General features: G+C 61.0%; 17 protein-coding genes and 1 pseudogene. 5 read left to right on the top strand and 13 right to left on the bottom strand.

Annotation, left to right across the window (positions count from 1 at the left end; all coding sequences use genetic code 11):
• The 3 genes from ABJ99_RS13970 to ABJ99_RS13975 all read right to left on the bottom strand — a co-directional run.
• The coding region (locus ABJ99_RS13970; RefSeq protein WP_154864435.1) for a TonB-dependent receptor plug domain-containing protein at window positions 1-759 on the bottom strand (759 nt) is incomplete at its 3' end.
• A 68-nt stretch (window positions 760-827) separates the two neighbouring features.
• The gene (locus ABJ99_RS28725; RefSeq protein ID WP_080378153.1) at window positions 828-1,019 is read right to left on the bottom strand and encodes a hypothetical protein; all 192 of its coding nucleotides are present in this window, start codon (window positions 1,017-1,019) and stop codon (window positions 828-830) included.
• Window positions 1,020-1,185: 166 nt separating this feature from the next.
• Window positions 1,186-2,004: an alpha/beta fold hydrolase gene (locus tag ABJ99_RS13975; protein WP_054086310.1), complete on the bottom strand. Its 819-nt coding sequence runs from the start codon at window positions 2,002-2,004 to the stop codon at window positions 1,186-1,188.
• Between the two features lie 246 nt (window positions 2,005-2,250).
• Between ABJ99_RS13975 and ABJ99_RS13980 the strand changes: the two genes are divergently transcribed.
• The 3 genes from ABJ99_RS13980 (at window position 2,251) to ABJ99_RS13990 (ending at window position 6,525) form a co-directional block, all read left to right on the top strand.
• Entirely contained in the window at window positions 2,251-4,557 is a 2,307-nt protein-coding gene (locus ABJ99_RS13980; protein WP_054086311.1) for a mechanosensitive ion channel family protein, read from the top strand.
• Window positions 4,558-4,718: 161 nt separating this feature from the next.
• Window positions 4,719-5,603, top strand: a complete 885-nt coding sequence (locus tag ABJ99_RS13985; RefSeq protein ID WP_054086312.1) for a sugar nucleotide-binding protein — start codon at window positions 4,719-4,721, stop codon at window positions 5,601-5,603.
• On the top strand, window positions 5,596-6,525 hold the full coding sequence (locus ABJ99_RS13990) for an NAD-dependent epimerase/dehydratase family protein (RefSeq protein WP_054086313.1): 930 nt from the start codon (window positions 5,596-5,598) through the stop codon (window positions 6,523-6,525). Before ABJ99_RS13985 ends, ABJ99_RS13990 begins: the two co-directional genes overlap by 8 nt.
• Before the next feature lie 75 nt (window positions 6,526-6,600).
• Here the strand turns inward: ABJ99_RS13990 and ABJ99_RS13995 are convergent, their stop codons facing one another.
• The 5 genes from ABJ99_RS13995 to leuS form a co-directional block, all read right to left on the bottom strand.
• The gene (locus ABJ99_RS13995; RefSeq protein WP_054086314.1) at window positions 6,601-7,938 is read right to left on the bottom strand and encodes a lytic murein transglycosylase; all 1,338 of its coding nucleotides are present in this window, start codon (window positions 7,936-7,938) and stop codon (window positions 6,601-6,603) included.
• Between the two features lie 83 nt (window positions 7,939-8,021).
• Entirely contained in the window at window positions 8,022-8,177 is a 156-nt protein-coding gene (gene arfA, locus ABJ99_RS14000) for an alternative ribosome rescue factor ArfA (RefSeq protein WP_003376569.1), read from the bottom strand.
• A gap of 283 nt (window positions 8,178-8,460) precedes the next feature.
• On the bottom strand, window positions 8,461-9,498 hold the full coding sequence (holA, locus tag ABJ99_RS14005) for a DNA polymerase III subunit delta (protein ID WP_054086315.1): 1,038 nt from the start codon (window positions 9,496-9,498) through the stop codon (window positions 8,461-8,463).
• Window positions 9,499-9,539: 41 nt separating this feature from the next.
• The gene (locus ABJ99_RS14010) at window positions 9,540-10,145 is read right to left on the bottom strand and encodes an LPS-assembly lipoprotein LptE (RefSeq protein ID WP_054086382.1); all 606 of its coding nucleotides are present in this window, start codon (window positions 10,143-10,145) and stop codon (window positions 9,540-9,542) included.
• 89 nt (window positions 10,146-10,234) lie between these two features.
• Window positions 10,235-12,841: a leucine--tRNA ligase gene (gene leuS / locus ABJ99_RS14015; RefSeq protein ID WP_054086316.1), complete on the bottom strand. Its 2,607-nt coding sequence runs from the start codon at window positions 12,839-12,841 to the stop codon at window positions 10,235-10,237.
• A 310-nt stretch (window positions 12,842-13,151) separates the two neighbouring features.
• Here leuS and ABJ99_RS29830 point away from each other — a divergent pair.
• Window positions 13,152-13,341, top strand: a pseudogene (locus ABJ99_RS29830) (hypothetical protein); the annotation flags it as partial.
• Window positions 13,342-13,613: 272 nt separating this feature from the next.
• The gene (locus ABJ99_RS14025; RefSeq protein ID WP_054086318.1) at window positions 13,614-14,384 is read left to right on the top strand and encodes a YdcF family protein; all 771 of its coding nucleotides are present in this window, start codon (window positions 13,614-13,616) and stop codon (window positions 14,382-14,384) included.
• Window positions 14,385-14,429: 45 nt separating this feature from the next.
• Here the strand turns inward: ABJ99_RS14025 and lnt are convergent, their stop codons facing one another.
• The 5 genes from lnt to miaB all read right to left on the bottom strand — a co-directional run bounded on the left by lnt (window position 14,430) and on the right by miaB (window position 19,878).
• Window positions 14,430-15,950 carry an apolipoprotein N-acyltransferase gene (gene lnt / locus ABJ99_RS14030; protein ID WP_054086319.1) on the bottom strand — a complete coding sequence of 507 codons (1,521 nt, stop codon included), beginning with the start codon at window positions 15,948-15,950 and terminating at the stop codon, window positions 14,430-14,432.
• A 41-nt stretch (window positions 15,951-15,991) separates the two neighbouring features.
• On the bottom strand, window positions 15,992-16,834 hold the full coding sequence (locus ABJ99_RS14035; RefSeq protein ID WP_054086320.1) for an HlyC/CorC family transporter: 843 nt from the start codon (window positions 16,832-16,834) through the stop codon (window positions 15,992-15,994).
• Window positions 16,835-16,839: 5 nt separating this feature from the next.
• Window positions 16,840-17,340 (bottom strand): rRNA maturation RNase YbeY, encoded by a 501-nt coding sequence (gene ybeY, locus ABJ99_RS14040; protein WP_054086321.1) that lies wholly within the window; start codon window positions 17,338-17,340, stop codon window positions 16,840-16,842.
• Window positions 17,333-18,355, bottom strand: a complete 1,023-nt coding sequence (locus ABJ99_RS14045; RefSeq protein WP_054086322.1) for a PhoH family protein — start codon at window positions 18,353-18,355, stop codon at window positions 17,333-17,335. The genes ybeY and ABJ99_RS14045 overlap by 8 nt, the downstream gene beginning before the upstream one ends.
• A 194-nt stretch (window positions 18,356-18,549) precedes the next feature.
• Window positions 18,550-19,878: a tRNA (N6-isopentenyl adenosine(37)-C2)-methylthiotransferase MiaB gene (gene miaB, locus ABJ99_RS14050; protein ID WP_054086323.1), complete on the bottom strand. Its 1,329-nt coding sequence runs from the start codon at window positions 19,876-19,878 to the stop codon at window positions 18,550-18,552.
• Window positions 19,879-20,094: the final 216 nt, after the last annotated feature.

Genomic DNA, 20,094 nt, shown 5'->3' on the forward strand with positions numbered 1-20,094 from the left:
GCAGCCGCAGGCTGCCCTGTTCGCGTTCACGGCGTCGGACTTCTGCGGGTTGTCGTGGCCTTTCCAGGCGTCGGCGTCGTACTTTTCTCCCGACACATAAGCCGACAGGCCTTTGTATTCACCCGTGTCTACGCGCATGAACGTGCGCGAAGTGGCGTAGCTGCCCATGGTTTGCGAGAGGCGTGCGCCGAACTCCTTGTCCGGGTTGGCACTGGTGAACTGGATCGTGCCGCCCAGATCGCTGTTCGACGCCGTACCCAGTGAGCCGATACCGGGCGCCACTTCGCTGGCGGCAATGTTTTCTGCAATGATCGCCCGGGTGATGCTCAGGCCGTTGAAGTTGCCGAAGCTCATGTTGCCCAGCGTGACGCCGTCCAGCGTGTACCCCAGGTGATGCATGTCGAAGCCGCGCAGGCTGATGCGCTGGCTGCCTTCTTCACGGCCCAGCGGGTCACCGGACTGGAAGTTCACCCCCGGCAAGCGTTGCAGGACTTTCATCGGGCTGGTGCCTGCGGAGTAAGCCTGCACGTCTTTTTGCGTAACGCGTTGCACCTGACGGGTTTCGCCCTGGCCGATCACCGAAACAGTGCCCAGCGTCGTGGCAGAAGTATCGTCGCTGGCGGGCGGCGTGGCAGGTGCAGGCAGGTTGTCATCGGCCTGAATGAACGGGCTGATCAGGCACAGTGAATTCAATGAAATCAGCAGTGCGAGACGCGTTAGCGGAAATCGAGAGGCGCGCGAAGTCGATCGAGTGTTCATGGACAGTTTTCCTGGGGCGTCAGGGGGCCACGCTTGCGCGGGTCTGTGGGGTGAACGACGGTTTTGTTTCAGGGGCTTTCAGTGATGACCGACAGGCAACTGATGCCGGCTGTCTGCACGCCGGTCGGCACGTGATCGGCGTTGCTGTGCGGCGCCATCAACAATGAAGAGCGCGCGTTAGAACGCGTGCCTGCAGGCCGTTCAGGCCAGGAACGACGTTCGTGCGGGGGCAGTCGGTGGGGCAGGATCAGCGTTGGCATGAGTTCAGCTCACCATTGAAGGAAGGCGGGCTCGACGCGCTGGCGACGGGCCCGTTTCAACTGGTGCTGATATTAATACTCATCATGTGTATTAATTATGACCGCTGCCATACGGTCATGTGATTTCTTCCATTCGCGAGTAAGCGGGGCTTCTGGATATCCTGTATCAGCCCTCGATGAACGCCAGCAAATCCTCGTTCAAACGCTGCGCATGCGTCACGGCAAAACCGTGTGGCGCACCCGGATAAACCTTCAGTTCAGCGTCCTTGATCATTGCAGCTGCGCGCTTGCCTGATGCCTCGAACGGCACCACCTGATCGCCATCGCCGTGAATAACCAGCGTCGGTACATCGATCTTCGCCATGTCTGGACGGAAATCGGTCGCGGAGAACGCCGTGACGCAGTCCAGCGTGCCTTTGAGCGAGGCGAGCAGGGCGATATTCAAGGTCTGGGTCAGCACGCCCTCGGATACTTTCTGCTCTTTATTGAGGCCATAGAACGGCGTGGCAAAGTCGCTGATGAACTGAGCACGGTCCTTGAGCAGGCCTTGCTTGATGCCCTCGAATACCGACGCGTCAACGCCTTCCGGGTTGTCTTCAGTCTTGAGGAAAAACGGCGTGACTGCGCCCAGCAGGGCCAGTTTGGCAACCCGTGCGCTGCCATGTTTTGCGATGTAGCGTGTCACGTCGCCGCCGCCCATCGAAAAGCCGACCAGTACCACGTCGCACAGGTTGAGGTGCTCGATCAGTGCTGCGATATCGTCAGCGAACGTGTCGTAATCGTAGCCTGTCCACGGCTGGCTGGAACGGCCAAAGCCACGGCGGTCAAAAGCGATGGTGCGGTAGCCCCGGCTGCTGAGGTATTCCATCTGGTATTCCCACATGTCCGCATCCAGCGGCCAGCCGTGGCTGAACAGTACCGGTGTGCCCGTGCCCCAGTCTTTGTAGTAGATCTCGGTTCCGTCTTGCGTGGTGAACGTGCTCATGCAGATTCCTCTCGTGTCAGGTGGGTAACATCGCTCCGATAGCTTCATGCTCATGTTTTCCGGCATCGGGCCTGGGGCATAGTTCAGTCGGAACGTCGCAGAGGTCATACTCGATGGCTGTTATAGAAGCGTTTCTTGAAACATCGGCTCATTGTATTTCGCTGGGCAAAGCGAACTTGCCGGGCAAACCGGAATCAGTTCCTTGGGTTTGAAGCTCCCTGGACCTGACCATTGAAGGAGAACTGCGTGGCGTCTCAGCTGAAAATCTTGATCCTGTCGGGTCTGTTGTTATTCGCAGGCAGCTTCAATCTTCAGGCGGCCGATGTTCCCGCGTTGCCAATGGGCGCTGCGGTGCCTGCCGACGACAAGGCAGCGGACAAGGCTGACAGCAAGGCGGCGGACAAACCCGCCGCCAAACCGGATGAAAAAGCCGCTGACAAAACCGATGCCAAGTCAGACGCGGCGGCCGACCCGGCTGCGGCTGATCCTGCGGCGGAGTTGCTGGTGCAGGGCGGTTTGCTGGGGGCGATCAGTACCAGCATCGATGACGTCCAGCAGAAGCTCAATCTGGACGACAACCTGTTCGATGCCTGGCGTTTGCGCGCCGACCGTGCGGCCGATGAGCTGGAAAAGCTGGTCAACAAGCGCACCACGCGTTCTCCCTGGAGCGTGGTCGGCGACTTCCTGGCCCTGTCGTTCGTGTGGATCGGGTCATTCGCGGTGCTGACGACACTGGGCCGCTTCGTCGCCGTGCGCTTGTGCCGGACGGCGTTCATCCGGGTGCGTGAACGCAGCCAGGCGCTGCTCAAATACGTATTGCCGTTCACCTTGCCGGCGATCATCTGCCTGCCGCTGACCCTGTACGTCAGCCACTTCATGCCGTCCTCGGTCGGCCGGGCGCTGGCGCTGTGTTTCGCTTACGCCACCAGCAGCGGCATCGTTTCGACATCGGTGCTGCTGTGCGTGATCGTGATGTTCAACTCCGGCCACAAGCGCGCAGCCGTGCGCATGATTCGCCGTTACGCGCCAAAGCCGTTGTTTGTGGTGGGCTTTCTGGCGGCGCTCAGTGATGCGCTGACCAGCCCGCAGATTGCCCGCCAACTGGGCAACAACGTCACCACCAGCGTCGCGGTGTTTACCGGGCTGTTCGCCTCGGTGGTGTTCTGCATGTTGATCATCAAAGTGCGTCGTCCCGTGGCGCACCTGATTCGCAACCGCTCATTGAGCAGTCGCCTGCACCGGCCTGCGCTGCAACAATCGCTGAAGATATTTTCGAACCTGTGGCACTTGCCGATCCTGCTGATGATTCTGGTCTCGGCGATCAACCTGATCGGTGCCGGCGAAGACAGCCAGGAAGCGCTGCGCTGTGCGCTGTTCACCACCATTTTGCTGATTGCCACGGTGTTTCTGAGCACTGTGTTTCAGCACATGTTCAAACCGACCGAATCCCTGGGGCGCGGCGGGCACGTCTATAAGGCGCGGCTGCTGAGCCTTGTGTACGCGGTGTTGCGCATCGCGCTGGCGGTCACGTTCATCGAAGTGCTGGGGCGCATCTGGGGCTTCTCGATGTTCGAGTTCGCCCAGCGCAATACCCTGGGCCGGGTGATCAGTGATTCGCTGAGCAGCATCGGCCTGATATTCGTGGTCACCTGGTTGTTGTGGGTGGTGCTCGATACGGCGATTCAAGAAGCCCTCAAACCGCCCGTCAACCAACGCAGCGGGCGCCAGCCGAGCACACGGATCAAGACCATTCTGCCGCTGCTGCGTAATGCGGTGAAAATCATCCTGGTGGTGATCTGCGCCATCACCACCATGGCCAATCTGGGGATCAACGTCGCGCCGCTGCTGGCCGGTGCCGGTGTGGTCGGTCTGGCCATCGGCTTCGGTTCGCAGCAACTGGTTCAGGACGTGATCACCGGCCTGTTCATCATTATCGAAGACACTTTCTCGGTCGGCGACTGGGTGGTGCTCAGCACCGGCCATTCCGGGACGGTCGAAAGCCTCACAATCCGGACCGTGCGCCTGCGCGACGGCAAGGGTTTTGTGCACTCGGTGCCGTTCGGGCAGATCAAGGCAGTCACCAATCAGTCACGGCAATTCGCCTATGCGTTCTTCTCGGTGCGGTTCACCTATGAGTCCGACATCGACGACGCACTGGCCCTCATCCGTGAAACCGGTCAGTCGATCAGCGAAGACATCCTGCTCAAACACAACCTGCAAGGGCCGCTGGAAGTGTTCGGTGTCGACAGCATGGACCTCAACGGCATGGTGCTGACCGCGCAGTTCCGTACCTCGTCCGGCGGACAGTACGCGGTCGGGCGCGCATTCAACGAGCGTCTCAAGCGGCTTGTGGATAAGAATCCGAACGTGCGCTTTGCGCAGACTTACCCACAGATGGTCATGGCCCCGGGCTTCAATAACCCGCAGGCGGGCCCGGAATCCGAAGGGCCGCCTGCGCCGTCGGACCCGGCTGCGGCCACGCCTTCAGCGCCGGCACCTGCACCGCTTGGTCTGCCCAAGGGTGCCAACCCAGCGGGGCCTGCTGCTCAGTAGGTGATCCGGCGAGACCTCGGGGTCGACGCTGCAACGCCTTGTGGCGGCGTCGATAACCCGACAGGCTGCGCAACTGTTGGGGGTTGGCAGCCAACGTGTTATGTTTGCAGGCGTTTTTCAATTGTTCGTTTGATTACTCTGATACCGAGCCTGCTGACTCTATGCGTATGCGCCTTATGCTGTTGGGCGGCGGGAATGCCCTCGGGCAGGCGCTGATTCGTCTGGGTGCCGAGGAAGACATTGGCTTTCTCGCACCACGTCCCCCGCAAGACGGCTGGGACGTGGCAAGCCTGACGCAACTGCTCGATGACACCCGTCCCGATGCCCTGATAAACCTTGCTTACTACTTCGACTGGTTTCAGGCGGAGACCGTGAGCGAAGCGCGTCTGACTCACCAGGAACGCTCCGTCGAGCGCCTGGCCGAACTGTGTCAGCACCACAACATCACGCTGGTTCAGCCGTCCAGTTATCGTGTCTTCGATGGCTCGCGGGCGACCGCCTACAGCGAAAAGGACGAGCCAGTGCCGTTGGGGCTGCGCGGCCAGGCGCTGTGGCGTATCGAACAAAGCGTGCGCGCCACGTGCCCGCAACATGTCCTGGTACGTTTCGGCTGGCTGCTGGATGACAGCGCCGACGGCGTGTTGGGGCGCTTTCTGTCGCGTGCCAAAGAACCCGGAGAGTTGCTGCTTGCCGATGACCGACGGGGCAACCCGACGCCGGTCGATGACGCGGCGCGGGTGATCATTTCAATCGTCAAGCAACTCGACTGTGAAGCGCCGCTGTGGGGCACTTACCACTACGCCGGGCACGAGGCGACCACGCCGCTGGCGTTGGGCCAGGCGGTACTCACCGAAGCGCGCCTGCTGCGCGAACTGGCGATTGAATCGCCGACCGCGCAGGCACACGCCGCGCGTCCCGACGCAGCCGAAGAGCCGCAACACGCGGTGCTGGCCTGCAAGAAAATCCTTCACACTTTCGGCATCAAGCCCCGCGCCTGGCGGGCGGGTTTGCCAAGCCTTCTGGATCGGTATTATCGACATGTCTGACGCTCCTGTTCTGATCACTGGAGGCGCTGGTTTCATTGGCTCGCACCTGGCTGACGCGTTGCTCGCAAACGGGCACAGTGTGCGTATTCTCGACAATCTTTCGGCGGGCAAGCGCAGCAATCTGCCGCTCGACAACCCGCGGCTAGAGCTGATCGTCGGTGACGTCGCCGACGCCGCGCTGGTCAAGCGTGCGGCGCAGGGGTGCCAGGCCGTCGTGCATCTGGCCGCTGTGGCGTCGGTGCAAGCGTCGGTGGATGATCCGGTGCTGACTCACCAGAGCAACTTCATCGGTACGCTGAATGTCTGCGAAGCGATGCGTGAAGCCGGCATCAAGCGGGTGATCTTCGCCTCCAGCGCGGCGGTCTATGGCAACAATGGCGAAGGTGAGGCGATCACCGAAGACACCACCAAAGCCCCGTTGACCCCTTACGCGTCTGACAAGCTGGCCAGTGAGTATTACCTGGACTTCTACCGTCGCCAGCATGGTCTGGAACCGGTGATCTTTCGCTTCTTCAATATCTTCGGGCCGCGCCAGGACCCGTCTTCGCCGTACTCCGGCGTGATCAGCATCTTTGCCGAACGCCTCCAGAACGGCCTGCCGATCAGTGTGTTTGGCGACGGCGAGCAAACGCGCGATTTTTTCTACGTGGGTGACTTGCTCAAACTGCTGCTGCAAGCCCTGTCGCGGGAAAACGCCATCGAAGGCGCAATCAATGTCGGGTTGAACCAGACCACATCGCTCAATGAGTTGCTGTCAGCGCTCGCGGACGTGGTGGGTAAGAAACCGGGCGTCACCTATCAGGCACCGCGCTCGGGCGACATCAAGCACTCCCGTGCCAGCAACCAACGCTTGCTGGAGCACTTCAGCCTCGACGCGCCAACGCCCTTGAAGCGTGGTCTTGAGCTGTTGATGGGGCGGTGAGCCTGACGCCCTCCGTGATGCACGCCTGATGGTTGTCCCCACCGGGCGTCGTTCCGGTTTCAAAGCAATCGCTGATTACTGCCCGACGGGTTTGCGCAGATTTTCCAGCAGTTCATGCGTCGGATAACCATCTGCTGGCCAGCCGAATGATTGCTGGGCGCTGCGGATCGCTTTGCGCGTGTTGGCGCCGATGATGCCGTCTGGCGCGCCTGCATCGTATTGGCGGGCCGAGAGCAGGGTTTGCAATTCGATGCGCTCAGAACGGCTCAGCGGCACGTCTCCTCGTGGCCACGCACCTACCACGTACCCGGCGCCCTTGAATCGGTCGGAAAGCAGATTGATCGCCAGCGCGTAGGACGTGGAGTTGTTGTACTTGAGGATGGCGCGGAAGTTGTCCAGCACCAGGAAGGCTGGTCCACGGTAACCGGCGGGCAACAGCAATACGGCCTGTTGCTGGCTGGCGGCGACCGGAATTGCCGATCCGTCTGGCTGTTTCAGGCCCAGTTGCTGCCATTCAGCGAGGCTCTTGCGCGTTGTCGAATCGGCCAGCGAGTAATCGAAGCCCGTGCCGAGCACCACCTCGAAGCCCCAGGGCTGGCCACGCTGCCAGCCGGAGCTTTGCAGGTAATGCGCCGTGGAGGCGAGGGCGTCAGCCGGGGTGTTCCAGATATCGCGGCGGCCATCGCCGTCAAAATCCACGGCGTGGGTGTTGTACGTGGTCGGGATGAACTGGGTCTGGCCCATTGCACCGGCCCACGAGCCGAGCATCTTGTCTGGGGTGATATCGCCATGCTGGATGATCTCCAGCGCGGCGAGCAACTGGCTTTGCGCGAAGCCGGGACGACGACCTTCGTAGGCCAGCGTTGCCAGTGAGCGAATGACGGATTGCGTACCCTGGAACGAGCCGAAATTACTCTCCATTCCCCACACCGCGACCAGCGCCTGACGGTCCACGCCGTACTGCTGCTCGATCTTCTGCAGATCGTCAGCGTACTGCGACAGCAATGCCTGACCCTTGCGCACGCGGGCCGCAGAGATGGCGCCGTCGAGGTATTCCCAGACCGGGCGGCTGAACTCGGGCTGGCTGCGGTCGGCCTTAACGACGCTCATGTCCGGCGTGACATCGGCGAACGCCTGATCGAACACATCCGCTCGAATACCGGCCTTCAGTGCTTGCGCACGAAAACCGGCCTGCCATTCGCTGAAGCTGACGGCGGGCTGAATCGTAAGGGAGTCATCGACGATCAACGCTGGCGTAGGCGCTACAGCGGGAGGATTGGTCTGTACTTTGCCGGGTTGAAGGGGCGTGGCATCGGCTGCAGTGGGTTTTTCTGCGCAGGCTACCAGGGCAACGAGGCTGGAGGCAGCGATGAGTTGGCGCAGCTGCGGGCGATGGGTAAAACGAGAAGGCATGCTTGAGTCCAAGGGTATTACCGTTAGGTGCAGACCATAACACGGCTAAGCGGTTGAAAGCGCCTCGGAGATGTTGCTCGATATCAGGCCGCCATAAAGCAGGAAGCCTCCCAGCTTTTAGACTGGAAGGCTTCGCGGCGGTAGCTGCCTTTGCCCTTGGACGGTTGTTCCTGACGACTGCGGAACAACGGCTGGGCGATGATGGATTTGGCCTTGTTCGGCCGCTTTGGCTTGCTCATGGCGAGGTGCTCCTGATAGGTGTTGTGACGCGACGCAGATCATCGGGCAGACTGGCGGTTGTGTCCAATAGTGGTGTGCTATGGCGCTAAGCGCCTTGAAATGCATTACCACGCAGAGTTGCTCAGCGTTATACACAAGTCAGCTTTTGATTCTGGCCGGAAGCCGTGGGAGCGAACNCGCCCTTCGGGCAGAAGCCTGAAAGCCACTTTTTTCGTGTTGCTCAGGACCTGTGTGATGAGCGCAGAGCATTGTAACGAGAGTCAAACAACCCCTGACAAACCCTCACTCCGCAGGCAACGCCAGCCTCTGTCCCGCCATCAGCAGCGCCAGCCGGCTCAGACTGCTCCACGGCGAACCTGCCGCCTGGCCCTTGATCTGCGCGTCGATACGTTGGGCGTCCATGAGCAACTGGCTCCAGCGTTTCGTCGAGTGGCGCTGCAGCGCTTTGCTCATCAACGGTTTGCGCTTGTCCCAGATCGGCGGGCGTGCCGAGCTGAACACCTTGTCCAGCGGCACGCCCTGGCTGAATTGCTGGGACATGTTGGCCAGCGCCCGCAGCTCGCGGGTCAGCGCCCAGAGAATCACGGGTGTTTCGACCCCTTCGCCGCGCAGGCCTTCCAGCATGCGCAGGGCGTGGGCTGCCTCGCCATTGAGCACCGCATCGGTCAGGCCGAAGACGTCGAAGCGTGCACTGTCGGCCACAGCAGCCTGCACCGTCTCGACAGTGATCTGACCTTCTTCGGCCATCAGTTTGAGCTTTTCGATTTCCTGCGCGGCGGCCAGCAGGTTGCCCTCGACCCGTGCAGCGATCAGTTCGACGGCATCCTGCGTGGCAGCCAGCCCGGCTTGAGAAAGACGCTGACGAATCCATTGCGGCAACTGGCCGATATCCACGGGCCAGATCTGCACGAACTGAGTCTGTGGGCCTTCAACCAGCGCCTTGCCCCATTTGGTCTTCTGCGCGCTGCCGTCAAGCTTGGGCAGGCTGATCAGCAACAGGGTGTCTTCGGCGGGTCTGGCGCAGTATTCCATGAGCGCCGCAGCGCCTTTGTCACCGGGTTTGCCAGAAGGCAGACGTAGCTCAAGAAGCCGGCGCTCGGCAAACAACGACATGCTGGCACCTGCCTGGAGCAAGGTGCCCCAGTCGAAGCTGGCGTCGGCGCTGAATACCTGGCGTTCGTCGAAGCCTTGCTGGCGCGCAGCCGCGCGGATGGCGTCGGCGGCTTCCTGGCAGAGCAGCGGGTCGTCGCCGCTGATCACGTAGACGGGCGCGAGCGTGCCTTGCAAGTGCTTGCCGAGTTGGGCGGGGGCGAGTTTCATGAGTCAGAGGGTGTCGGGGCCAGCTTCCTGGCCCCGGACACTTATCTGCCTGGAATTTCGACAGGCGACTGCTGAGGCGTCGCGTCGCGGATGCGCTGAGCAGCTTCCAGTGCGTCGGCTTCAGCCTTGGCAACTGCGTCGGCCTTGGCCTGAAGCTCTTCCAGGCGGGCCGGTGTCAGTTGTTGCAGACGTGCCATCAACTTCTGGATCAGGTCGTTGCGCATTTCCTGACGAACCTGTGCCGCTTCCTGGTCAGAACCGGTCAGGTTGTTGCCATCGTGCACGTAGGAGCGGTCTGCGGTGACTTTGCTGTCCAGCAGCAGGCGGTCTCTGTCGCCATGGACTTCATAGTTGAGCGTGGTGGTCAACTGATACTCCGCCGAACGGCCCGAACCGGAATAGCTGGCGGTGCGCTGGTTTTCAGCTTCGTTGGTCAGGATCAGCTTGTAAGGCGCGCCGGTGTAGACCTTGACGCCGGAGCTGGTCAGCAGGCGAGTGAGCTGGGTCACGGTTTCGCCGTAGGCATTGCGTGCGCTGACGTCCAGCTCCTTGAGCGCCAGCTCGGTGGTGCCGGTGCCACGCAGCTGGAAGCCACAGGCACTCAACAGAACGGCCAGGCCCATTACCAGCAGATTGCGTTTGATCATCTTGATGCTCCCCTTGAATCCGTTTGGGCCGACGTGGCGTACCCTGAAAATATATTCGACGCCCGGCATCTGCCGGGCGCCCGATCCAATCAGCTTGCGACGATGTTGACCAGCTTGCCAGGCACGACGATCACCTTGCGAATGGTCAGGCCATCAGTGAAGCGCAATACGTTTTCGTTGAGGCGTGCGGCCGCTTCGACTTCTTCACGGCTGGCACTGGCGGGCATTTCGATATGGCCGCGCAGCTTGCCGTTGACCTGAATGACCAGTTGCAGGCTGTCCTGCACCAGCGCACTGGCATCGAAAACCGGCCAGCCGGCGTCGATGACGGGCTCGCTGTGGCCCAGCTCGGTCCACAGCTCATGGCTGATGTGCGGCGTGATCGGTGCCAGCAGCAGAGTGACCGTTTCCAGGCCTTCTTGCAGCAGCGCACGGTCTTGCGGCGTAGCCTGCGGGGCTTTTTCCAGCACGTTCATCAGCGTCATCACTTGCGCGACAGCGGTGTTGAATTTCTGGTTCTGGCCAATATCCTGGCTCGCCTGCTTGATGGCCTGATGGATCGAACGGCGGATTGCCTTTTGATCATCGGTCAACGCTGCAACGTCCAGCGCGGTCGCCGGGCCCTGAGCAACATGGCTCTGGGCCAGACGCCAGACGCGACGTAGAAAGCGATGCGAACCCTCGACGCCCGAGTCTGACCATTCCAGGCTCATGTCGGGCGGGGAGGCGAACATCATGAACAGACGACAGGTGTCTGCGCCGTACTGGTCGATCATGGTTTGCGGGTCGATGCCGTTCTTCTTCGACTTCGACATCTTTTCCGTGCCACCGATTTCCACCGGCAGGCCGTCGCTGGTCAGCGTGGCGCTGATGACCTTGGCCTTGGCGTCTCTTTCGAGGGTCACGTCGGCCGGGTTGATCCAGGTCTTCTTGCCGCTGGTTTCCATGCGGAAATAGGTTTCGGCGTTGACCATGCCCTGGGTCAGCAGGTTCTTGAACGGTTCGTTCGAGGTCACCAGGCCTTCATCACGCATCAGCTTGTGGAAGAAGCGCGCGTAAAGCAGGTGCAGAATCGCGTGTTCGATACCGCCGATGTACTGATCGACCGGCAACCAGTGGTTGGCCGCGTTCGGCTCGACCAGGCCACCTTCGTAATGCGGCGAGGCATAACGTGCGTAGTACCAGGAGGACTCGACGAAGGTGTCCATGGTGTCGGTTTCACGCTTGGCCGGTGCGCCGCATTTCGGGCAACTGCACTCGTAGAACTCAGGCATGCGCGCCAGCGGCGAGCCGGCGCCGTCGGGCACCACGTCTTCCGGCAGCACGACGGGCAACTGGTCTTCCGGGACCGGCACGTCACCACAGGTGTCGCAATGCACGATCGGGATCGGGCAGCCCCAGTACCGCTGACGGCTGATGCCCCAGTCGCGCAAACGGAACTGGGTGCGGGACTGGCCCAGCGATTTCTTGACCAGCGCAGCTTCGACAGCATCGAATGCGTCCTGGAAATTCAGGCCGTTGAATTCGCCGGAATTGATCAGCGGGCCTTGTTCGTTGTACTCGGCTTGCCACGGCGCAGGTGTTTCATCGCCAGCGCTGGTGCGTACTACAGGTTTGATCGGCAAGTCGTATTTGCTGGCAAATTCGAAATCGCGCTCGTCGTGAGCAGGGACCGCCATGACTGCGCCATCGCCGTAATGCATCAGCACATAGTTGGCGACCCACACCGGCAGTTTTTCACCGGTCAGCGGGTGTTCGACGAACAACGAGGTCGGCTGGCCTTTCTTTTCCTGCGTGGCGACATCCGCTTCGGCGACGCTGCCGCCTTTGCACTCATCGATGAATGCCTGCAGCGCAGGGTTGCCTTGCGCCGCCAGGGTGGCCAGCGGGTGTTCGGCGGCAACGGCGACGTAGGTCGCGCCCATCAGGGTGTCAGGCCGGGTGGTAAACACTTTCAGCGCGCCAGCTTCGCCGATTGACGTCTGATCGTAGGGGAACTGCACTTCCATGCCGCGCGATCTGCCAATCCAGTTGCGCTGCATGGTCTTGACCTGTTCAGGCCAGCCCGGCAACTCGTCGAGGCTTTCCAGCAGCTCGTCGGCGTAGGCCGTGATCTTGAAGTAGTACATCGGGATTTCGCGCTTTTCGATCAGCGCCCCGGAACGCCAGCCACGGCCGTCGATGACCTGCTCGTTGGCGAGTACGGTCTGGTCGACCGGGTCCCAGTTCACGGTGCCGTTCTTGCGGTAGATCACGCCTTTTTCGAACAGGCGAGTGAACAGCCATTGTTCCCAGCGATAGTAATCGGGCTTGCAGGTAGTGACTTCGCGAGACCAGTCGACCGCCAGACCCAGGCTCTTGAGCTGGTTCTTCATGTAGGCGATGTTTTCGTAGGTCCACTTGGCGGGCGCGACGTTGTTGTCGATCGCGGCGTTTTCCGCCGGCATGCCGAACGCATCCCAGCCCAGCGGTTGCAGGACATTCTTGCCCAGCATGCGCTGATAGCGGGAGATCACGTCACCAATGGTGTAGTTGCGCACATGGCCCATGTGCAGCTTGCCGCTCGGGTAAGGAAACATCGACAGGCAATAGAACGTGTCCTTGCCTGGCTGTTCACTGACTTCAAAAGACTTTTGCTCATCCCAGAAGGTCTGGGCGGCGGCTTCGATTTCGCGGGGCTGATAGAGTTCGTGCATGGCTACTTTTTGCTAAAGATTAGTGACCCTTGACCCCTTCGTTGCTTTGCCGAGTCAGGTCGGCACCGCTTGCCGGACAATTGTATCTGTCTGTGCGGTGCGTTCGGGCTCAAGCGCGCGGAAGTGGAATTACAGGAAGCGCCGTAGCATACATGAGGGCCGTCTACCGAGGGAAACCCTGATTGCCTCTCGCGAAGGCAAAGCCCGCCTGACAGCTCTATCTGGCCGTTGGTCGCAGCCTCCGACCTGTTTTTAAAGCGGCGCTAAGCTCAACCCCGAGGGTGATGATTATCTTCGAGGAGGTGAGCGGATGACAGAGTTGCAGCACGTAGTCAGCACATCCGAGTTGTATGGGCGTTTGATCGATCGTCTGGGGCTTGCCCTTGAAACGGCGAGCACGTCGGTTCGGCTGCGCAACGAATCGCCCGCCGAGCTTGAGCTCAAGGGCTTGAGTTCGGCCGAGTTCGAGTTGATAGAGGCCTATCTTGAAAAGGATTCTGTGACGGCGCACAACGCTTTCACGGCTGCGTCAGCGGCCACTGAGGCGATTGTGCCGGAGCATGACCGATTGCTCAGGGCTCCGAGGCAATCAGCGACCATTATCTGGCTGAAAGACAAGCGGCGGGCTAAAGCATCTCTCAGATTAGGCCGCAGCAGCTAGGGTCTGCTTTTATATGCAGGCGTGCAGGCCTGCCTGCTTACCAGGCGTTGCCTGAGCATTGTTGTCAGGCTTCAAACATTTTAGGCTGCGGGCATCTCTGGAGATGCCCTGATGCCTGTGCGCTATCTGCTCAAAACCCTCTTGTTGCCGCCTGGCATCCTGTTTCTGCTGCTGCTCGCTGCCTGGTGGCTGCGTCGCTCACGTCCGCGCCTGGCGGCTGGCTGCTTTGTTCTCGGGCTGGGCGGGTTATGGCTGATGAGTCTGCCCGTGGTCGTGGAGTTTTCCGCCCGTCAACTGGAGCAGGTGCCGCCCTTGCCGCAGCGGCAGTGGGCAACACTGGCGCAGCAGGCTGACGCGATTGTGGTGCTCGGTAACGGTCGCGAGCGAAACTCACCCACCTGGGGCGCCGATACACCGACCGGTCTGGGGCTGGAGCGGCTGCGGCTGGCGGCGCGCCTGTCGAAAGAATCCGGTCTGCCGATCCTGACCACCGGCGGCTTGCACTTCGACCAGCCGCCGAGCGAGGCGGCCATCATGGCGCAGTCGCTGCAACAGGACTTCGGTGTGACGGTGCGCTGGCAAGAGGGCTTGAGTCGCACGACCTGGGAAAACGCCACCCTGACCGCCAACGTGTTGCAGCCGTTGGGTATCAAGCGCGTGGTGCTGGTCACGCAGGCCTGGCACATGCCGCGGGCGCGCTGGAGTTTCGAACAGGCGGGTTTCACGGTGGTAGGCGCGCCGGTCGGCTTTCTTGGCGTAGACAATGCCCGGCCTTTCGGCGGCTGGTTGCCGGAAAGTCGGGTGTTTACGCAGAGCGGCGTGCTGCTCAATGAAGCGGCAGGATTGCTGGTTTATCCGTGGATCTACAGGAGCAGCCACTGAACGGGTGCCGATCCTGCCTGACAGCAGGCAGAATCGGCTTGGTGCTCAGGCCGTTTTGGAAATCCGAGCCGCCATCAACGCCCAGCCAAACAGCAGCAGGCAGACAATCGCCAGTGGCCACGAACGCCAGTGCAGGTAAGGCGTGAGTTCATGCATCGGCACGACTTCGCCATACAGCACGCCGCGTTCGAACTGCGGAATCTGCACGGTGATCCTGCCGAACGGGTCGATCAATGCGGTCACGCCGTTGTTGGTCGCTCGGATCATCCAGCGGCCTGCTTCAAGCGCACGCATCTGGGCCATCTGTAAATGCTGCAAAGGGCCGATCGAGGTGCCGAACCAGGTGTCATTGCTGACCGTCAGCAGCAGGTCGCTTTGTGCTGAAAGGCCCGCGGCGAACTCCGGATAGACCACTTCGTAGCAGATGAACGGCGCGATTTGATAACCCTTGGCCTGCAACAGCGCCTGATCGTTCGGGCCGCGAGCGAAGTCCGACATCGGCAGGTCGAAGAACGAGATCAGCCCGCGCAGCAGGTCTTGCAGCGGCACGTATTCACCGAACGGAACGAGCTTCTGCTTGTAATAGGTGCCGTCGCCCTGACCCGTGACCGTAATGCCGTTGTAGTAACGGTACTCGCCACGCCCGTTCGGCTCGCGCACCGGAACCCCGGTAATCAGCGCCGCGCCCCGGTCCGAGGCAAACTTGCCCATCATCGACAGGTAGCCTTCGGCACTCTCCTTGAGCACCGGCACTGCGGTTTCCGGCCAGACGATCAGATCGGCCTGTCGGGAGCGAAAGGTCATGTCCCGATACAGCGCCAATTGATCATTGAGCTTCTGCGGGTCCCATTTCATGCTTTGTTCGATATTGCCTTGCAGCGCCGCGACTTTCAGCGGCGGGCCGGAAGGTGACGTCCATGCATGATCCTTCAGCGTCAACCCTGCGATCCAAGGTGCCAGCAGCAACAGCACGCCCATGGCCAGAAACGATGCGCGCGCACGCAAGCGGTGCAGATTGCACAACAAGGCGGCAGTCAGGCCCAGTGCAAACGAGATCAGCCATACGCCACCCACCGGGGCAAGCCCGGCCAGCGGTCCGTCGAGCTGGCTGTAACCGGAGTAAAGCCACGGGAATCCGGTGAGAAACCAGCCACGAAACGCTTCCTGGCCCAGCCACAGGGCAGCAAACGCCAGCGCATCGGCCAGCGGGGCTTCGTTGCGGCGTAACCAGCGCGCCCAGACAAAGGCGGGCAGGGCGAAGAACAGCGCGATGGCGGCGATGAACAGCAGCATCAGCAAGCCCGCCAGCAACGCCGAAGCGCCGCCGTAGGTGTGGATGCTCACGTAGATCCAGCTGGTGCCCGCGCCGTACAGGCCGAAGCCGTAGCACCAGCCGCGAGCGAGGGCCTGGCGCGGGTTCAGCTCGCGCAAACCCAGATAGAACATCGCCACCGCCACCAGCACCAACGGCCAGAGGTCGAAGGGCGCCAGGGCCAGGGTCGTCAGTCCGCCAGCCGCCAGGGCCAGCAGGTTACCGGGCCAGCCGGGGCGGGTTATCCAGCGCATGTAGATTCCTTAGAGCGACATCAGGTGTTTGCGGACAGTGATTACGGACGTGAAATAGGGCTCACGCGCAGCAAGTGAATGCGACGGCTGTCAGCGCTCAGGATGCGGAAACGATAGGCACCGATCTCGGTGATTTCGTTGCGCTTGGGCAGATGACCGAAGGCATTCATCACCAGACCGCCCACCGTGTCGAACTCGTCGTCGGAAAAGCTGCTGTCGAAGAACTCGTTGAAGTTCTCGACTGGCGTCAGGGCCTTGACCAGGAAGTCGCCGCTGGGCAACGGTTTGATGTAGCTGTCTTCCTCGACGTCGTGCTCGTCTTCGATATCGCCGACGATCTGTTCCAGCACGTCTTCAATGGTCACCAGACCCGCCACACCGCCGTACTCGTCGATGACGATGGCCATGTGGTTATGGTTGGCGCGGAATTCACGCAGCAGCACGTTGAGGCGCTTGGACTCGGGCACAAACGTGGCCGGGCGCAGCAGCTTCTTGACGTCATCGCTGTCGCCGTCGGCCTTGAGGATCAACGGCAGCAAGTCCTTGGCCAGCAGCACGCCGAGCACGTCGTCGTGGCTCTCGCCGATCACCGGGTAGCGCGAGTGCGCTGCATCGATGACAGCGGGCAGGAATTCGCGGGGTGTCTGGGTGGCCTTGATGCTGATCATCTGCGAGCGCGGCACCATGATGTCGCGTACTTGCAGGTCAGCCACCTGAATGGCCCCTTCGACGATGGCCAGCGCTTCGCTGTCCAGCAGTTTGTTCTGGTGGGCTTCGCGCAGCAGCTCTAGCAGCTCCTGGCGGTTTTTCGGCTCATGGACAAAGGCCTGGGTCAGTTTACCCAACCATGACTTTTGTCCGTTGCTCGATCGGTCTTCGCTCATAGCCCTTACTCGTGGTCCTTGCTGGGTGTGTCTGAATGTGGGAAGTCGACGCTTTCGTCGTCGGCATAAGGGTCGGGGTAGCCCAGCTCCTCAAGCAACGTTCGTTCCAGCGCTTCCATTTCTTCGGCTTCTTCATCGTCGAGGTGGTCGTAACCCAGCAGATGAAGGCAGCCATGAATGACCATGTGCGCCCAATGCGCATCGATCAGTTTGCCTTGTTCCGCCGCTTCGCGGTTCACCACCGGCACACAGATGACCAGATCGCCCAGCAGCGGGATGTCCAGCATGTCATCCGGAACATCGGCCGGGAACGACAGCACATTGGTCGCGTAGTCCTTGTGCCGCCAGGTGTGATTGAGCTCACGGCCTTCGGTTTCGTCAACCAGCCGGACCGTCAGCTCGGAATCGGCACTGCGTTGGCGCAGGCCCATCTCGCACCACAGGCGGAATTGGTCTTCACGGGGGGCGGGCGTTTCGCTCGCAACCTGCAGGTCCAGCTCAAGCATTGCGATTCTTGTCCCGTGAGTAACCGTTGTTGCCTGACGGGCCATCGCTGAGCTGGTCATCGAAGCGCTCATAGGCTTCGACGATGCGCTGCACCAGCGGGTGGCGAACCACATCCTTTGGCTTGAAATGCGTGAAGCTGATGCCTGGCACGTCCTTGAGCACATCGATGACATGCGTCAGGCCCGACCGGGTGCCCTTGGGCAGGTCGACCTGAGTGATGTCGCCGGTGATCACGGCGGTGGAGCCAAAGCCTATACGGGTCAGGAACATCTTCATCTGCTCGACGGTGGTGTTCTGACTTTCGTCGAGAATGATGAAGCTGTTATTAAGGGTGCGCCCGCGCATATAAGCGAGCGGTGCCACTTCAATGACCTGTTTCTCGATCAGTTTGGCGACATATTCGAAGCCTAGCATCTCGTACAGCGCGTCATACAGCGGGCGCAGGTACGGGTCGATCTTCTGCGCCAAGTCACCCGGCAGAAAGCCAAGCTTCTCGCCCGCCTCGACGGCCGGTCGCACCAGCAGGATACGGCGTATCTGCTCGCGCTCCAGCGCATCGACGGCGCAGGCGACGGCCAGATAAGTCTTGCCAGTCCCCGCAGGGCCGATACCGAAGTTGATATCGTTGCTGAGGACTTCCTTGACGTAACGCTGCTGATTCAGGCCGCGCGGGCGAATCATGCCCTTTTTGGTGCGCAGCGAGACGCCGACTTCGGCGGCAGGGTGATTATCCAGACCATCAACGCCCGATTCCTGAAGAAACAGGTGGACCATGTCCGGCGTCAGCTCGGTACCTTTGGTTTCCCGGTACAGGCGGCGCAGAAGGTTCTCGGCGGATTGGGTTTGAGTGGTCGCGCCAATAAGCTCGAATTGATTGCCGCGATTGCGGATCTCGATGTCCAGGCGTTGTTCGATCAGGCGCAAGTGCTCGTCGAGTTGCCCGCACAGATTGGCGAAACGATGGGCCTCGAAAGGTTCGAGGGTAAAGCGATGAGGTTCTATGGGTGCGTTCAAGGTCGTTTAATGGCCGTCCGGCGGCAATTGAGATGTGTTGAAGAATACCTCTAGCGGTGGTCGTGCGAAAGCTTTGCCTTGTTACAGGCCGCGCTGGAGGTTTCACCGTGCTCAAGAGTAGGGACCGCGCAGAAACGAATTCATTCGGATCTTCGTCTCTGCGCGGGACGCGAGGCTCATGCAGCCATGCAAGGTTACTGTAGCAGCGAGCCACGCAGCGAGTGTGGCTGCGCGTCATCGATGTGCACGTCGGCAAATTGCCCGATCAGCTTGGGATTATTGCAGCGGAAATTGACGATCCGGTTGTTCTCGGTCCGGCCTTGCAGCTCGCCGGGGTCTTTTTTCGAGTAATCGGTGACCAGAATGCGCTGGATACTGCCGACCATCTGTCGGCTGATCTCGAAACCCTGTTGGTTGAGGCGATGCTGCAAGGCGGCCAGCCGCTCTTTTTTCAGGGCTTCCGGCGTATCGTCTTTCAGATCGGCGGCCGGTGTGCCGGGGCGCGGGCTGTAGATGAACGAAAAAGAGAAGTCGAAACCCACGTCCTCGATCAGCTTCATGGTGTTGTCGAAGTCTTTTTCGGTTTCACCGGGGAAGCCGACGATGAAATCGGAACTGATACTGATCCCCGGCACTGCCGCCCGCAGCTTGCGCAGTCTGGACTTGTATTCCAGCGTGGTGTGGTTGCGCTTCATCGCCGCCAGAATGCGGTCCGAGCCCGATTGCACCGGCAAGTGCAGGTGCTTGACCAGCTCCGGCACTTCGGCGTGAGCCTGGATCAGGCTGTCGGAGAACTCGAGCGGGTGCGAGGTGGTGTAACGAATGCGGTCGATACCGTCGACTGCGGCAACGACGCGGATCAGGTCGGCCAGATCCGCGACCCGCCCGTCATGGGTGGTGCCGCGATAGCCGTTGACGTTCTGCCCCAGCAGCGTGACTTCACGCACGCCGTTCTCGGCCAGGTGGATGACTTCGCTGAGCACGTCGTCGAACGGGCGGCTGACTTCTTCGCCGCGGGTGTAGGGCACCACGCAGAATGTGCAGTACTTGCTGCAGCCTTCCATCACCGACACGTAGGCGCTCGGGCCATCGACGCGCGGCTCGGGCAAGTGGTCGAATTTTTCGATTTCCGGGAACGAGACGTCAACCTGCGGCAGGCGGGTGATGCGTGCCGCGTCGATCATTTCCGGCAGACGGTGCAGAGTCTGCGGGCCGAAGACCACGTCCACATAGGGCGCGCGGTCGCGGATGGCCGCGCCTTCCTGGCTGGCAACACAACCGCCGACGGCAATCACCATCTCCGGGTTGGCCAGTTTCAGCTCACGCCAGCGGCCGAGCTGCGAATACACCCGGTCCTGGGCCCGTTCGCGAATCGAGCAGGTGTTGAGCAGGATCACGTCGGCGTCTTCCGCGCGAGCGGTGACTTCCAGAGCCTGATGTTCGCCCAGCAGGTCGACCATGCGCGAGCTGTCGTACTCGTTCATCTGGCAACCGTGGGTTTCAATGTAAAGCTTCTTGGCCATGCGTGATCATCAACCGATTCAGTGAACCGCGCATTATAGGGACGAAGGGCTCCGGTTCCTAGGGTCTGTTCCCGTTTCATCGCGAGCCGCGTTGCTGGGCCAAATCTCGCCAAGCCAGGCGCAGGACGCAGAGAANAAAACAGACTCCGACGCGGCCGCGATGAAACGGGAACAGACCCTAGCGTTGGCTGTCTGATGGACATGCTATAGTCCGCG

Source organism: Pseudomonas syringae pv. cilantro, from assembly GCF_001293775.1.
Taxonomy (GTDB): Bacteria; Pseudomonadota; Gammaproteobacteria; order Pseudomonadales; family Pseudomonadaceae; genus Aquipseudomonas; species Aquipseudomonas syringae_P.